This is a genomic window from Streptomyces sp. NRRL F-4489 (genome assembly GCF_001509485.1).
Taxonomy (GTDB): Bacteria; Actinomycetota; Actinomycetes; order Streptomycetales; family Streptomycetaceae; genus Streptomyces.
Genome location: NZ_LLZI01000191.1, coordinates 24561 through 39721, shown reverse-complemented (window position 1 = coordinate 39721; position 15161 = coordinate 24561). Strand labels below are relative to the sequence as shown.

At 74.7% G+C, this 15161-nt stretch carries 13 protein-coding genes; 3 read left to right on the top strand and 10 right to left on the bottom strand.

What is annotated here, in order from left to right:
• Positions 1-36: 36 nt before the first annotated feature.
• From mltG to ADL22_RS36975, 5 genes are all read right to left on the bottom strand, one after another.
• Positions 37-855: an endolytic transglycosylase MltG gene (mltG, locus tag ADL22_RS15075; RefSeq protein ID WP_066978617.1), complete on the bottom strand. Its 819-nt coding sequence runs from the start codon at positions 853-855 to the stop codon at positions 37-39.
• Between the two features lie 416 nt (positions 856-1271).
• The gene (locus tag ADL22_RS15070; RefSeq protein ID WP_066978614.1) at positions 1272-2552 is read right to left on the bottom strand and encodes a CynX/NimT family MFS transporter; all 1281 of its coding nucleotides are present in this window, start codon (positions 2550-2552) and stop codon (positions 1272-1274) included.
• A gap of 90 nt (positions 2553-2642) precedes the next feature.
• Positions 2643-3353: a FadR/GntR family transcriptional regulator gene (locus tag ADL22_RS15065; protein WP_066978611.1), complete on the bottom strand. Its 711-nt coding sequence runs from the start codon at positions 3351-3353 to the stop codon at positions 2643-2645.
• A gap of 245 nt (positions 3354-3598) precedes the next feature.
• Positions 3599-5008, bottom strand: a complete 1410-nt coding sequence (gene lysA, locus ADL22_RS15060; protein WP_079064141.1) for a diaminopimelate decarboxylase — start codon at positions 5006-5008, stop codon at positions 3599-3601.
• A gap of 17 nt (positions 5009-5025) precedes the next feature.
• Entirely contained in the window at positions 5026-5892 is an 867-nt protein-coding gene (locus ADL22_RS36975; RefSeq protein WP_420711565.1) for an SAV_915 family protein, read from the bottom strand.
• On the opposite strand from ADL22_RS36975, the gene ADL22_RS15050 reads away from it, so the two are divergent.
• On the top strand, positions 5833-6708 hold the full coding sequence (locus ADL22_RS15050; RefSeq protein ID WP_066978605.1) for a MerR family transcriptional regulator: 876 nt from the start codon (positions 5833-5835) through the stop codon (positions 6706-6708). The two genes, ADL22_RS36975 and ADL22_RS15050, sit on opposite strands and share 60 nt — an antisense overlap.
• Here the strand turns inward: ADL22_RS15050 and ADL22_RS33940 are convergent.
• Positions 6674-7837: a LysR family transcriptional regulator gene (locus ADL22_RS33940; RefSeq protein WP_234430710.1), complete on the bottom strand. Its 1164-nt coding sequence runs from the start codon at positions 7835-7837 to the stop codon at positions 6674-6676. The two genes, ADL22_RS15050 and ADL22_RS33940, sit on opposite strands and share 35 nt — an antisense overlap.
• A gap of 171 nt (positions 7838-8008) precedes the next feature.
• A complete protein-coding gene (locus ADL22_RS15040; protein WP_107116308.1) occupies positions 8009-9523 on the bottom strand; it encodes an MFS transporter in 1515 nt (504 codons plus the stop codon).
• A gap of 145 nt (positions 9524-9668) precedes the next feature.
• Here ADL22_RS15040 and ADL22_RS15035 point away from each other — a divergent pair, with 145 nt between their 5' ends.
• Both ADL22_RS15035 and ADL22_RS15030 read left to right on the top strand, forming a co-directional pair.
• Positions 9669-10721: an Lrp/AsnC family transcriptional regulator gene (locus ADL22_RS15035; RefSeq protein WP_066978599.1), complete on the top strand. Its 1053-nt coding sequence runs from the start codon at positions 9669-9671 to the stop codon at positions 10719-10721.
• The gene (locus ADL22_RS15030) at positions 10718-11434 is read left to right on the top strand and encodes a rhomboid-like protein (protein WP_066978597.1); all 717 of its coding nucleotides are present in this window, start codon (positions 10718-10720) and stop codon (positions 11432-11434) included. The genes ADL22_RS15035 and ADL22_RS15030 overlap by 4 nt, the downstream gene beginning before the upstream one ends.
• Here ADL22_RS15030 and ADL22_RS15025 read toward each other — a convergent pair.
• The 3 genes from ADL22_RS15025 to pheA form a co-directional block, all read right to left on the bottom strand.
• Positions 11425-12249 carry an HAD family hydrolase gene (locus ADL22_RS15025; RefSeq protein WP_066978594.1) on the bottom strand — a complete coding sequence of 275 codons (825 nt, stop codon included), beginning with the start codon at positions 12247-12249 and terminating at the stop codon, positions 11425-11427. The two genes, ADL22_RS15030 and ADL22_RS15025, sit on opposite strands and share 10 nt — an antisense overlap.
• The gene (gene serS, locus ADL22_RS15020; RefSeq protein ID WP_066978591.1) at positions 12246-13535 is read right to left on the bottom strand and encodes a serine--tRNA ligase; all 1290 of its coding nucleotides are present in this window, start codon (positions 13533-13535) and stop codon (positions 12246-12248) included. Before serS ends, ADL22_RS15025 begins: the two co-directional genes overlap by 4 nt.
• 680 nt (positions 13536-14215) lie before the next feature.
• Positions 14216-15142: a prephenate dehydratase gene (pheA, locus tag ADL22_RS15015; RefSeq protein ID WP_066978588.1), complete on the bottom strand. Its 927-nt coding sequence runs from the start codon at positions 15140-15142 to the stop codon at positions 14216-14218.
• Positions 15143-15161 lie beyond the last annotated feature (19 nt).

The window sequence follows — 15161 nt, the reverse complement described above, 5'->3', positions numbered from 1 at the left end:
CGGGGCGGGGAGGGCAAGCGGTGGCCGGGGCCGTGGTCAGCCGGTGGGGCCGGCCGCGGCGCTGTTCTTCTGCTCGGCGTTGAAGTCCCGCACGTTGCGCAGATGCTCCTGGTAGTCGGCGGTGAAGCGGGTGTCGCCCGGTTTGACGGTGACGAAGTACAGCCAGTCGCCCGGGGGCGGCGCGGCCGCCGCCTTCAGCGCCTCGGCCCCGGGGTTGTCGATCGGGGTCGGCGGCAGGCCCGCGGCCTTGTAGGTGTTGTAGGGGCTGTCGGTGCGGGTGTCGGCGTGGGTGGTGCGCAGGGTGCTGCGGCCGAGGGCGTAGTTGAGGGTCGAGTCCATCTGGAGCGGCATGTTCCGGGCGAGCCGGTTGTCGATGACCCGGGCGACCTTGCCCATATCGGCCGGCCGGTCCGCCTCGGCCTGCACGATGCTGGCGATCACCACGGTGCGGTAGTCGGTGATGCCGTCGGCGGCGAGCCGCTGGCGGGCGGTGGTGACCATGTACGAGAGGAGCGAGGCCGGGGTGGTGTCCTCGCGGAGCGGATAGGTGGCCGGGAAGAGGTAGCCCTCCGGGTTGCCCTTCGCCTCGGCGGGCAGGCCGAGGTGCGCGGTGCGGGCGGCCTTCTCGGTGGTGCCCGCCGGTACGTGCAGGGCCCGGTCGGCGTCGGCGTAGATCTGGGCGGCGCGCCGGCCCTCGGGCACCGACAGCTGCCCGTACTCCCGCTCGCGCAGCAGCCGCGGTACGAGCAGCACGGCGAGGACGACGGCGACACACAGGACGGCGACCAGGAGGAGCAGGCCGGCGCGGGGGAACCGCGGACCGGGCCGGGGGCCGGTGTGCTGGACATCGCTCATGGGGGCACCGTAGGCCAGCCTGCTGTGACACGGCGCCCGCCGGCCGTGCCGGGGCCCGCCTGATCATGGCGGGTGGCGGGGGGCAGAGGCGCGGAGGCCCGCGCGGGGATCGGCGGTGGTGCGTCGGTCGCCCGGAGGCGTGCGGCTAGGCCGTTGGTGGGGCGGGGGCGGCCGCTGACGTGGGGCGTGGCGTTCGCCGCCTTCGCCACGAGATGCCGCGAGACGCCACACCCATCAGTCACCGGGCCCCGCCAGTCACCGGGCTCACCCACCAGCCACCGGGCCACCCACCAGCCACCGGGCCCAACCCACCAGCGACCAGCCACCGGGCACCAGCCACCGGGCCCAGCCCCCACCACCGGCCACCAGCCCCCATCACTGGGCCCCCCGCGCCCCCGCCCCGCCCGTCTACCCGTTCACTCGCCGATGCGGCGGTCGCGGCCGGCGCCGAGGGCCAGGAGGGCCAGGCCGGCGCAGACGGCGAGCAGGAGGAGGAGCGGGACGGTCCAGCCGGCGGTGGCCTGGTGGACGGCGCCGAGGGCCAGCGGGCCCACGGCGGCGAGGAGGTAGCCGCCGGTCTGGGACATGCCCGAGAGCCGGGCGGCGGTGTGGGCGTCGCCGGACCGCAGCACCATCATCGTCAGCGCCAGGCCGAGGGCGCCGCCCTGGCCGACGCCGAGGATCGCGGCCCACAGCCAGGCCCCGGCCACCGGCGCGACCAGCAGCCCCGCGACACCGCAGGCCATCAGCGCGGAGACCGCCACGCCCAGCAGCCGCTGGCGCCGCATCCGGCCCGCCAGCGTCGGCACGACGAACGAACCGGCCATCTGCACCAGCGTGCTGAACGCGAAGACCAGCCCGGCCTCGCTCTTGCCCATACCGTGGTCGGTGAAGATCGTCGGCATCCAGGCGATGATCACGTAGGCGATCAGCGACTGCGAGCCCATGAAGAGCGTGACCTGCCAGGCCAGCGGGGAGCGGCTCAGCCGGGGGCCGGACGCGGCGGGGTGGGCCGGGGTGGCCGCGGCGGCGCCGTGGCGGGTGCCCCGGCGGGCGATCACCGCCTGGGGCAGCCACACCAGGGCGGCGACGGCGGCCAGCAGCGCCCAGGAGACCAGGGAGCCCTGCCAGCTGCCCAGCGCGTTCTCCAGGGGCACGGCGGAGGCGGCCGAGACGGTGGCGCCCAGGATCATCGCGGTCGAGTAGAGCGCGGTCATCGCCGCCGCCCGGTCCGGGAAGTCCCGCTTGATCAGGCCGGGCATCAGCACGTTGAGCAGGGCTATCGACCCGCCCACCACCGCGCACCCGGCGAACAGCGCGGCGACCGGCGGCGCGATCCGCAGCACGATGCCGCCGCACAGTGCGACCAGCGCGCCGCACAGCGCCGCCTCGGTGCCCCAGCGGCGCGCCAGCCGCGGCGCGAGGAGTGAGCCGAGGCCCATGAAGACGAGCGGGATCGTGGTCACCAGGCTGCTGGCGGTGGCGGCGAGGTGGAAGTGGCGCGCCATCTCGTTGAGCAGCGGGGAGACGCCGGCGAGGGCGGCCCGCATGTTCACCGCGGCGAGGACGATACCGGCGAGGAGGAGGGCGGGGTGGGCCCGCAGCCGGCGCCGGGCCGCGGCGACCGGTGGCGCCGGGATCAGGTCGTCCTCGGCGTCGATGAGGCCGGTCGGAGAGGTCGAGTCGGGCCCTGACATGCGTGCGTTACCTAGCCAATCGTGCGCAGGAGACAGGAAGGAAGAGGGAAGGAAAGGGGAGGTCGCGCCGTGCGGGGTGGCGCCGCCGGGTCAGCGGGCGGCGAGGAGGGCTTCCACGGCCCGTTTGGGCCTCTCCAGGAGGGCGCGGGTGGCGCGTTCGGCGGCGTCGGGGTCGCCGTGGGCGATCGCGTCCAGGACGGCCCGGTGGTCGCCGTGCACGATCTTCGGCATCGCCTGGTCGTCCAGCGCGGTGACCAGCGCCTCCCGTACGGAGCTGCTGAACCAGCCGTAGGTGGCCGTCAGCGCGGTGTTGTGCGCGGCCTCGACGACGGCCTTGTGGAAGGCGATGTCGTGATCGGCGTAGAGCTCGAGGCTGCCGGAGTGCGGCCGGCCCTCGGCGTCCTCCAGTTCGGCCTGGGCGTCGAGAGCGGCCCGCATCCGCTCCAGGTCGGCCGGCTCGTGGCGGAGCGCGGCCAGCCGGGCGGCCTCGGCCTCCAGGGCGATGCGGAGTTCGAGTACGTCGCGGATGCCGGCGCGCTGGATGCCGCGCATCACCTCGGCCGGGTCGGCGGTGGACACCACGAAGGTGCCTTCGCCCTGGCGGGAGCGGAGCATGCCGGCGTGCACGAGGACGCGGACGGCCTCGCGGACGGTGTTGCGGCCGACCTGGAGCTGTTCGGCGAGGGCGTGCTCGGTGGGGATGCGGGTGCCGACCTGCCAGGTGCCGGCGGCCAGCTGGGCGCGGAGGGTTTCGACGACGGTGTCGACGAGGGAGCGCCGTCCGGCTGCCTGGAGTGCCATGGGGGTCGTTCCGTGCCCGTTTCCGTGGGGAGTACGCGTCAGTGGGGTGCGGGGCCGCCGGGCGCCGGGGTGGTCGGACGCCTCTGGGGCGGCGGTTGCCCGGTCATCCTACAAGTAATTGTTTCGCTGTGCATCTAGTTGGGTGAGAGCCCCTGGCGGGGATGAGCCACCCGGCTACCGGCGGGGGCCGGCCCACCCGCTCGCCCGGCCCCCGACCCCGACCCGCACCAAGCGGGACGCGGCCCTCACAGCCCGATATCGCGCTCCTGGATGTCCGCCAGGGACTCGCGGCGGACCAGGAGGCGGGCGTGGCCCGAGGCGACCGCGACGACCGGAGGGCGGCCGACGAGGTTGTAGCCGGAGGCCATCGACAGGTGGTAGGCCCCCGCCACCGGGACGGCGAGCAGGTCCCCGGGGCGGATGTCGCCGGGCAGCGGCACGTCCGAGGCGAGGATGTCGCCCGCCTCGCAGTGCCGCCCGACGACGGTGACGGGTTCCGGGGCGGCCTCCGGGCGGCGCCCGACCAGCCGCGGCGCGTAGCGCACCCCGTACAGCGCGGGCCGCGGGTTGTCGCTCATCCCGCCGTCCACCGCGACGAAGGTGTGCGCGCCGGTCCGCTTGACCGACAGCACCCGGTAGACGGCGACGCCCGCCGGGCCGGCGATGGCGCGGCCCGGTTCGACGGCCAGCCGCGGCACCGGGAGTCCGGCCGCCGCGCAGCCGCGGGCCAGTTCGGCGCGGACCTTGGCGGCGAGCCCGGTGAGGTCGAGCGCGGGCTCGCCCGGCCGGTAGGCGACGCCGTGGCCGCCGCCGAGGTCCAGTTCGGGCAGGGTGACGCCGTGCTGCTCGCGGACCCGGGCCAGTAAGCCCACCAGCCGCCGCACGGCCGCGAGGTAGGGCTTGGCGGCGGTGATCTGGGAACCCAAGTGGCAGTGCAGGCCGACGAGTTCGAGGCGCGGCTGGCCCAGGACGCGGGCGATGGCGTGCTGGGCCGAGCCGTCGGCGAGCGACAGCCCGAACTTCTGGTCGTCGGTCCCGGTCCGGATCTTGGCGTGGCCGCCCGCGGCGATCCCCGGAACGACCCGGACGAGCACCTTCTGCCGGGTGCCCGCCGGGACCGCGGCGGCGAGCCGGGCGATCTCGGAGGTGCTGTCGATGACGATCCGGCCGACGCCGAGCCGCAGCGCGGCCTGGAGGTCGGCCGGGCTCTTGGCGTTGCCGTGCAGCACGATCCGTTCCGGCGGGAAGCCGGTGGTGACGGCGAGTTCGAGCTCGCCCGCGGAGCAGACGTCCAGGCCCAGCCCCTCCTGCGCGACCCAGTGCGCCATGGCGCGGCACAGGAACGCCTTCGCCGCGTAGTAGACGTCGGCGCCGGGGAACGCCCGCAGGTAGGCGCGGCAGCGCCGGCGCACCTCGTCCTCGTCCAGGACGTAGGCGGGCGTGCCGAAGTGGTCGGCGAGCTCGGTGAGCGGGACGCCGCCGACGGTGATGTCGCCGTCGGGGAGCGCCGCGGTGGACGCGGGCCAGATGGCGAGCGGGTCGGGGGCGGGAAGGGTGGACGGGGAGGGAAGGGCGGCCGCGCTCCCCGTGGGCGGAGGGGTGGCGGGTGCCTCCGGGCGGGTGGGGGTGGTCCGGGGCAGAGTGGGGTGGCTCATGGTGGCGTGCCCCTTCCTCAGACGGCCCGTAGGTGTGTTCTACGGGGGGTGTGCGGGACGCGGGGTGCGCGGAGGACGTGGGGGAGGCGGGGCGCCTCGGGGGCGGTCCGGGCCGCGGTAAGGGGTAGGGCGTCGCGGGCCGCGGTAACGGGTCGGGCCTCTCGGGCCCCGTTGGCGGCGGCCCCGGCCTCGCGCGCCGTATCGGGAAGGGGGCGGCGGGCCGGGGCGTCAGGGGCCGGGGCGCAGCGCGGATCGACGGTGACGGTGGTCGCGCCGACCGGTTCGGCCAGGGCGCGCAGGGCGGGCTCGGAGAGCCGCACCCACGGCTGGCCGCCGCCGAGCGCCGCGGCCAGCCGCTGCGGCGAGGTGAAGCCGACGGCCGTACGGCCGCCGAGCGGGGTGCGGAACAGGCGGGCCGTGCAGCCCGCGGGTCCCGGCCGGACGGGGACGAACAGAGGCCCGGCCGGGACGCGTTCGGCAGGCTCGGGATCTTCCGCGTGGAGAGGGTGGGACACGGTGGTGCTCCTCGACGGGACGGCGGCCCCGGCCCGGTGGTCGCGCGTACCGGTGGGTGCGCGTACGCCGGGGCTCGGCACAGACGCTATGCCCGGCGCGGGGGGCGGTCCGGCGCGCCATGACGCTTCATTGACGGTTTGCGGACCGGACTTGACGCGATGCTGCCGCCGCTGGCCGGGGTACGCCGCTGAGGGGCGCGTTCCGGTCGCGGAGCGGGGCCAGGGGGCGGCGGAGCGTGGCCCCCCCGCGCGCGTTTCCGTCCCGTCCTTGACCTTGACACTGTGGAAACCGCTCCACTGGAAGGCGTCATGTTCAGCATCGGAGATTTCGCCCGGTACGGCCGCGTCTCGGCCCGCATGCTGCGTCATTACGACGCCATCGGACTGCTGCGCCCGGCCCGTACCGACCCCGTCACCGGCTACCGCTCCTACGCGGCGGCCCAGCTCTCCCGGCTCAACCGCGTCATGGCGCTCAAGGATCTCGGCTTCAGTCTCCAGCAGGTGGCGGCGATCCTGGATGAGCAGGTCGACGCGGCGGAACTGCGCGGGATGCTACGGCTGCGGCGGGCCGAGCTGGCGGCCGCGCGGGCCGCCGCCGACGCGCGGCTGGCGCAGGTCGAGGCGCGACTCCGGACGATCGAGAGCGAGGGACGGATGCCTGCCGACGATGTGGTGCTGAAGAGCACCGAACCGGTCCTGCTGGCGGAGCTGCGCGGGATCGCCGCGAGCTACGCCCCCGAGGACATCGGCCCGGTGATCACGCCGCTCTACGAGGAGCTGGGGCGCCGGCTGGGGGCGGCCGGGGTGTCCTTGGCGGGCCCGGGGCTGGCGTACTACGAAGACGCCCCGGAGGGGGCCGGGCCCGAGGGTGGGCAGCCGGGGGAGGCGGTAGTGGTGCACGCCGGGTTCGTGGTCACCCGGGAGGCGCTCGCGAGGGCGGGCGCCTCCTCCGCGTCCGGCGGCCCCGGCTTCGCCGTGGTGGCGCTCCCGGGGCTGGAACGCGCCGCCACCGTCGTCCACCGGGGGCCGATGAGCCGGATCGTGCCGACCGCGCAGCATCTGGCGCGGTGGATCGACGGCAACGGCTACCGCTCGGCCGGGTACGCCCGCGAGCTGTATCTGGAGTGCCCGGAAGACCCGGAGAAGTGGGTCACCGAGATCCAGGAGCCGGTGGTTCCGACGTGACGGAACGGGCCGCGGCGGAACGGGCCGTGGCGGAACGGGCCGTGGCGGAACGGGCCTTGGCCGGGCCGGGACCGTACTCATCGGGCTGACCGCCCACCAAGCACCGGTTCACCGTCTCCGCGAACTCCACCGCCGCCGGGCTGAGCGCCGCCCACTGCCGTACCGCCCAGCCGGTCGTCAGCGGCGGCAGCGCCGGGATCGGCACCAGCCGCAGGCCCGGGTGGGCGGCGGTGGCCCGGTGGCCGGGGAGGCGGGGGACGACGGCGTGGCCGACGCCGAGTTCGGCGAGGAGCAGCGCGGTGTCCCAGTCGGCGACGCTGGTGGCGCTCGGCCCCGGCAGCGGCTCCCCGGAGGGCCGCGGCCCCGGCAGCGGCTCCCCGGAGGGCCGCGGCCCCGGCAGCGACACCTCTGGCACCGGGCCGGGCACCGGCGCCGCCTCCCCGGGGAGCGGCACCCCGAGGCCACCGTCCCCCTGGAGGACCGACCCCCCGTCCCGGTGCCCCAGATGCCCGTCCAGCCGCATACGGGAGGTGGAGTTCTCCGGCAGCCGGATGAGGCGGAGGCCGGCGAGTGCGTCCGGTTCGACGCGGTCGCGGGCGGCGAGCGGATCGCCGGCGCGGACCGCCAGCACCCACGGCAGGCCGATCACCGGGTGCTGCTCGATGCCGCGTACGGGCGGGCCGATGGTGATCCAGGCCAGTTCGGAGTCGCCGCCGGCGACCGCCTCGAAGCAGCGCCGGCTCGAACTCTCCGTGTGGAACTCCAGGTTGACGCCCGGGTGCCGCTCCCGGAAGGCCACCACCGCGTCCGACATGAAGTGCCGGACGGTGGTGGCGCCGGTGGTGACCCGGACGGTGCCGCCGTCGCCCTCGCGCATATCGGCCAGCCGGCGCAGCGCCTGGTCCAGCCCGCCGAGGCCGTCGGCGGCGGCGCGGTGCAGGATCCGGCCGGCGGGCGTCGGCGCCACGCCGCGCGGGCGGCGCTCCAGCAGGCCGATGCCCGCCTCCCGTTCGAGGCGCTTGACGCGCTGGCTGACGGCGGACTGGGTGCAGCCGAGGTCGCGGGCGACGGCGCTGAGACTGCCCGCCTCGCACACGGCGACGAAGGCGCGGAGATCGTCGAGGGTCACCCCGCCACGCTAGTCCGCGCGCCCCGGCCAACCCAAGCCGTGGCTAAGGGCTTTGCAAGGAAACCCGAGGATTGACTTGGGGGTGCCGCCCGGGGACGATCGTCCCAGGGCCCAGGGCGGCAACCCGGAACCGTGTACGGCCGTACGGTTCCGGGTGCCGACCCGCCCCAACTAGCCGTGTGCCGCCGCCCGTTCGCCCGCCGGAGCGCCATCCGCACCCGGGGCGGCATCCGCCTCCCGGGCACCCTCAGCCCCCCGGCCACCCTCCGCACGCCCGCCTCCCGCGCGTTCGCCGCCGCGTACGACCACCAGCACCAGCACCGCCGCGGCCAGCGCGACCACGCCGGAGATCAGGGAGACGTGGCGCAGGCCGGTGAGGTAGCCGGCGGCGACGGCCGGGCGGCCGGTGCCCGCCCGGTGCAGGGCGTCGCCGAAGACCGTGCCGAGGACGGCGATGCCGAGGGCGAAGCCCAGCTGGCGGAAGGTGTTCACCGCGCCGCTCGCCATCCCCGCGCGCTCCGGGGGCGCGGCGCCGAGGGCCGCGGAAACCAGGACCGGCATGGCCGCGCCGACCCCGAGGCCGCTGAGCGCCAGGCCGGGTACCAGGGCGGGCCAGCCGGCCCCGGTGCGCAGCAGGACGACGTGCAGCAGCGCGCCCGCGCCGATCAGCAGCAGCCCGCCGCCCAGCGGGAGCCGCGGCCGCGTCCGCTGGAGCAGCCGGCCCCCGAACACGCCGACCAGCAGCGACATCAGGGCCAGCGGCGTCGCCGCCAGGCCCGCCCCGATCGGGGACAGCCCCAGGACGTTCTGCGCCCACAGACCCACGAACGTCAGGTACGGGAAGGCCGCCGCCTGCATCAGCAGCGCCGCCGCCATCAGGACGGCGAACGACGGGCGGCGCAGCAGCCGCAGGTCGAGCAGCGGGCCGGCGGTGCGGCGTTCCACGGCGACGAAGACCAGCAGGGCGAGGGCCGCGGTGGCCAGGGAGGCCAGCGTCCCGGACTCGGTCCAGCCGTGGTCGCCGCCGCGCATCAGCCCGTACGTCAGCGCGCCGGCGCAGACGGTGAAGCAGGCGGCGCCCGGCCAGTCGATCCGCGCCCCCCGGTCGCCGTAGGACTCGCCCAGGTGGCGCTGGGTCAGCCGGATCGCGATCGCCGTCAGCGGCAGATTGACGAGGAAGATCGCCCGCCAGTCGGCCCACTCGGTGAGCACCCCGCCGAGCACCGGGCCCACGGCGGCCGCGGCCCCGCTCGTCCCGCCCCAGACGCCGAACGCCACCCCGCGGTCGCGCCCCTGGTAGGCGGCCATCAGCAGCGGGGTGTTGGTGGCGAACATCGCCGCCGCGCCGATGCCCTGCACGGCCCGCGCCGCGACCAGCACCTCCGCGCCGGGCGCCAGCCCGCAGGCCAGCGAGGCGAGCGCGAACAGCGCCAGCCCGGCGACGTAGAGCCGGCGCCGCCCGAAGAGGTCGGCCGCCGAACCGGCCGCCATCAGGAGCGCGGCCAGCGCCAGCGCGTAGCTGTCCATCACCCACTGGAGGGAGGTGAAGGAGGCGCCCAGGCTGCCGGCGATCCTGGGCAGCGCGGTGTTCACGATGGTCACGTCGACCAGCAGCATGAAGTTGCCCAGGGTGATGGCCACCAGGGGCCACCACTTGCCGCGCCCGTCCCCGGGTGCGTACCGCATGATCATTTCCTCCATCGGGTGAGGTGCGCCGCGTGCACATGACGCGTCTGCCGGTGTCCGTCGGCCCACCTTCCGCGAGACGGCGTCCGATTCCCCAGCCACGGCGCTCCCGGCGGCGGAATCCGACACGGGTTAGCCTCCAACGGTGAAAACCGACGGATCCGCCGGCCGGCCCGCCCTCTTCGACGAACTGGACCGCCGGATCATCCACGCCCTTCAGATCGACGGCCGGGCCCCGTTCAGCCGGATCGCCGAGGTGCTCGGCGTCTCCGACCAGACCGTCGCCCGGCGCTACACCCGGCACCGCAGCTCCGGCGCGTTCCGGGTGCTGGGGCTGACCGAGCCCCGGGCGCTGGGCGAGGTGGAGTGGATGGTGCGGGTGCAGTGCGCGCCGGACGCCGCGCTGCCGGTCGCCGAGGCGCTGGCCCGCCGCCCGGACACCGCCTGGGTCAGCCTGATGTCCGGCGGCACCGAGATCGCCGCGATCTGCCGGGCGGCCAGCAGCGAGCACAGCGACGCGCTGCTGCTCCAGAAGCTGCCGCGCACGCCGAGCGTGGTCGGGGTGGCCGCGCACTGCCTGCTGCACGAGTTCTACGGCGGCCCGCAGAGCGCGGTGACCAAGTCCGGGGCGCTGACCCCGGAGGAGGCCGCCCGGCTGAGCCCCCCACCACCGGGCCACGCGGTCGACCCGGACCCCCGGGGCCACCGGGACGCCACCCCCCTCGTGCTCTCCGACGCCGACCGGCGCCTCTTCGAGGTGCTGGGCCGGGACGGCCGCGCCCCGCTGGCCGAACTCGCCGCGGCCACCGGCTGGTCGCCGACCACCGTCCGCCGCCGCCTGGAGGCGCTGCGCGCGGACGGCGTCCTGTACTACGACGTCGACTACGACCTGCGGAAGTTCGGCTACGGGGTGATGGTGGCCCTGTGGCTGTCCGTCGCGCCCGCCGAACTCGCCACGACGGGCGAGGCGTTGGCGGCCCACCCGGAGGTCGCCTTCGCCGGCGCCACCACCGGGCCGCACAACCTCTTCGCGTCCGTCCTGTGCCGGGACACCGGCGCGCTCTACACCTACCTGACGACCCGGGTCGCCGCGCTCCCCGGTGTCCGGACGATGGAGAGCTCGCCCCGGATCCGGCAGGTCAAGGGGCCGGGCCCGTATCTGATGTCCGCGCCGGCCGTCCCCAGGAGCCGCCGATGAAACCCCCGCCACCGGGCGCGCTGCTGCGCCGGTCGCTGTCCTGGGCCCGGTCCTGGGTGCGGTCCTCGCCCGGTACCCACATCTGGCTGCTGATCATCGGCATCACCAGCCTGGTGATCGCCTCGGCCTCGGAGGGCCTGGAGCAGTTCCTGCTGCACCGCACCAGCAGCAACATCCACGAGCTGAACGCGCATCCGCTGCCGTCGCTGCTGATCTCCGGCTTCTGGATCGAGCACCCGGGCTCGTTCCTGCTGTACGCGGTGATGTTCGAGCTGGTGCACGCCAACGTCGAGCGGTGGATGGGCAGTTGGCGCTGGCTGCTGACCGTGGGCGCGGCCCATGTCGCGGCGACGCTGGCCAGCCAGGAACTGGTCCTGCTGGCCATCGAGGGCCACCGGTTGCCGCGCTCGATGACCCATGTCGTGGACATCGGCGTCTCGTACGGCCTGGCCGCCGCGGCCGGGGTGCTGACGTACCGGCTGCCGCCGCCCTGGCGCTACGGCTACCTGGTGGGCGTACTGGCCTTCTTCGGGGTGCCGCTGGTGACCGGCGCGACGTTCACCGACTTCGGCCACGCCATAGCGCTGACCATGGGCTTCGCGGCCTGGCCCCTGACCCCGCCGGCACGCGGCCACGGCGGGGAGGACGAGCCGGGCGAGGCGCACAGGACACACGGCGATCCGGACCCGGGACCGCCGCCCCCTCACCCGTAAAGCCGCTCCAGCACCACAGCCACCCCGTCGTCCTCGTTGGACGCCGTGACCTCGTCCGCGACGGCCTTCAGCTCGTCGTGGGCGTTGGCCATCGCCACGCCGTGCGCGGCCCAGGCGAACATCGGCACGTCGTTGGGCATATCGCCGAACGCCAGGGTCTCCTTGGCGGTGACGCCCAGCCGGCGGGCGGCCAGCGACAGCCCGGTGGCCTTGGTCAGGCCCAGCGGCAGCAGTTCGACGACGCCGGGCCCGGCGACCATCACGCCGACGAGGTCGCCGGCGACCTGGCGGGCGGCCCGGGCCAGCGCGTCGTCGTCCAGCGACGGGTGCTGTATGTAGACCTTGTTCAGCGGCGCGGACCACAGCTGGCCGGGGTCGTCCATCAGGACGCTGGGCAGCGGGCCCTCCTGGACGCGGTAGCCGGGGCCGACCAGCACCTCGCCCTCCAGGCCGTCCCGGCTCGCCGCCAGGAGGAGCGGGCCGGTCTCGGCCTCGATCTTGGACAGCGCCAGCCCGGCCAGCTGGCGGTCGAGCGTCACCGACGTCAGCAGCCGGTGCTCGCCCGCGTGGTAGACCTGCGCGCCCTGCCCGCAGACCGCCAGGCCGCGGTAGTCCAGGGCGTCGAGGATGTGCCGGGTCCAGGGCACCGCGCGGCCGGTGACGACGATGTGCGCGGCACCGGCGGCGGTGGCCGCGGCCAGCGCCCGGCGGGTGCGCTCGGAGACCGTCTCGTCGTGGCGCAGCAGCGTCCCGTCGAGGTCGGTCGCGATGAGCTTGTACGGCAGCGGCGTACCCGCCGGGGCTGGGGAGGTCACTTGGCGACGGGCTCCAGCACCTCGCGGCCGCCGAGATACGGGCGGAGCACCTCGGGGACGCGGACCGAGCCGTCCGGCAGCTGGTGGTTCTCCAGGAGGGCCACGATGGTGCGCGGGACGGCGCAGAGGGTGCCGTTGAGGGTGGCCAGCGGGCGGACCTTGGCCTTGCCGTCGGCGGTCTCGCGCATCCGGACGGAGAGCCGGCGGGCCTGGAACTCGTTGCAGTTCGACGCCGAGGTCAGCTCGCGGTACTTGCCCTGGGTGGGGATCCACGCCTCGCAGTCGAACTTCCGGGAGGCGGACGCGCCCAGATCGCCGGTGGCGACGTCGATCACCTGGAACGGCAGCTCCAGGCCGGTCAGCCACTGCTTCTCCCACTCCAGCAGCCGCCGGTGCTCGGCCTCGGCGTCCTCCGGCGCGACGTAGGAGAACATCTCCACCTTGTCGAACTGGTGGACGCGGAAGATGCCCCGGGTGTCCTTGCCGTACGTGCCGGCCTCGCGGCGGTAGCAGGGCGAGAAGCCGGCGTAGCGCAGCGGCAGCTGCTCGGCGTCGACGATCTCGTCCATGTGGTACGCGGCGAGCGGGACCTCGGAGGTGCCGACGAGGTAGTAGTCGTCGCGCTCGAGGTAGTAGACGTTCTCGGCGGCCTGGCCGAGGAAGCCGGTGCCCTCCATGGCGCGCGGGCGGACCAGGGTGGGCGTCAGCATCGGCGTGAAGCCGGCCTCGGTGGCCTGTGCGATGGCGGCGTTGACCAGTGCGAGCTCCAGCAGGGCGCCGACGCCGGTGAGGTAGTAGAAGCGGGAGCCGGAGACCTTGGCGCCGCGCTCGACGTCGATCGCGCCCAGCAGCTCGCCGATCTCCAGGTGGTCCTTGGGCGTGAAGCCCTCGGCGGCGAAGTCGCGGATGGTGCCGTGCGTCTCCAGGACCGTGAAGTCCTCCTCGCCGCCCACCGGGACGTCGGGGTGCACCAGATTGCCGAGCTTGAGCAGCAGGGCCTGGGTCTCTTCCTTGGCCTCGTCCTGCTCGGCGCCGGCGGCCTTGACCGCGGCGGCCAGCTCGCCGGCCTTCTTCAGCAGCTCGGCCTTCTCGTCGCCGGCGGCCTTGGGGATGCGCTTGCCGAGCGCCTTCTGCTCGGCGCGCAGCTCGTCGAAGCGGACGCCGGACGACCTGCGCCGCTCGTCGGCGGAGAGGAGTGCGTCGACGAGCGCGACGTCCTCTCCACGGGCGCGCTGGGAGGCGCGCACACGGTCGGGGTCCTCACGGAGCAGGCGAAGGTCAATCACCCCACCAGGCTACCGGGGCCGCGGGCCGGGCCTCCACGTGCTATTGGCGAGTAGGGCCATTTGCCCGGTTTGCGGTTATTTATTCCGCGACGGGGAATCGGCGTCGAGACGCGCTTGCCGGCCGGTCACCGTAACGCATGGTGAGGCCCTGCGGAATTCCGGGCCGGGCGGTGAAAAGAGTGTGTGGGGCGGCCGCCCCGGAATCGGCGGGCTCTCCGCCCGGCCGGAGCCGGGTTGTCCCCTGCGTTGTCCACAGGAGGGAGTGGTTCCGGGTTTCTTATCCACAGGCTGTGTGCGCGTTCTGTGGAAGTCGGAATTGATCATTCTGCGCCCGAAATGCTCGCCCGCGGATTCTCTCGCCAAACCGCGTTCACGCACTCTTTCGTGTGGGATTACCTCGCCCTAAAGGATTCATCGCGGGAATTGTGCTGACGGGCACCCCAGTGATCCACTGTGCGTAACTGTGGACGGATCTGGGATCTCTAGGGAGATATGTCGACTCTGTCCGACTCTCCCGCGGCCCTCATGTCGACTTACCCACAGGTCGAGAAGCGAGCCTGTGGATAACTTTGTGGACAACCGCGGGGGCCGCCGGCCGGGCGCGCCGGAGCGGCGTCCCGGCTCCCGCCGAAGACGCAGGTCACAGCCCGTAACCCGAAGGGCAGCGCCGGGCCGGCCGGTCAGCCCCGCCCGTCGAGGCAGCGCGCCAGCCAGTCGGACGCCTCGCTGAACGCCGCGTCGGTCACCTGTGGCCGCACCGTCGCCCCCACCGCGTCCGCCCGCGGATACGAGCCGAGGAACCGCACATCGCGGCAGACCCGCTTCAGCCCCATCAGGACCTCGCCCACCCGCCGGTCGGTGACATGGCCCTCGCAGTCCACCGAGAAGCAGTAGCGGCCGATGCCCTCGCCCGTGGGCCGGGACTCGATCCGCATCATGCTGACCCCGCGCACCGCGTACTCCTGGAGCAGCTCCAGCAGCGCGCCGGGGTGGTCGGCGGCCAGCCACAGCACCACCGAGGTCTTGTCCGCCCCGGTGGGCGCCGCGGGCCGGGCCGGGCGGCCGACCAGTACGAAGCGGGTGGCGGCGTTCTGCGCGTCGTGGATGTCGGTGACCAGCGGCGTGAGCCCGTACGTGGCCGCCGCGAACTCCCCGGCGAACGCGCCGTCGTAGCGGCCCTCCTGCACCAGCCGCGCGCCGTCGGCGTTGGACGCCGCGGACTCCCAGACGGCATTGGGGAGTTGGGCCGCGAGCCACTTGCGGACCTGCGGCTGGGCGACCGGGTGGCCGGTCACGGTCTTCACGTCCGCCAGCTCCGTACCGGGCCGGACCAGCAGCGCGAAGGCGATCGGCAGCAGCACCTCGCGGTAGATCATCAGCGGCTCGCCGGAGGCCAGTTCGTCGAGGGTGGTGGTGACCCCGCCCTCGACGGAGTTCTCGATCGGCACCAGCGCCGCGGCGGCCTCCCCGGCCCGTACGGCGTCCAGCGCGGCCGGGACCGACACCATGGGCACCAGCTCGCGGGTGGCCGCCTCCGGGAGGGTGCGCAGCGCCGCCTCCGTGAACGTGCCCGCGGGACCGAGATACGTATAGCGACTGGCCGACATGGAGTGGACTCCCTCACGT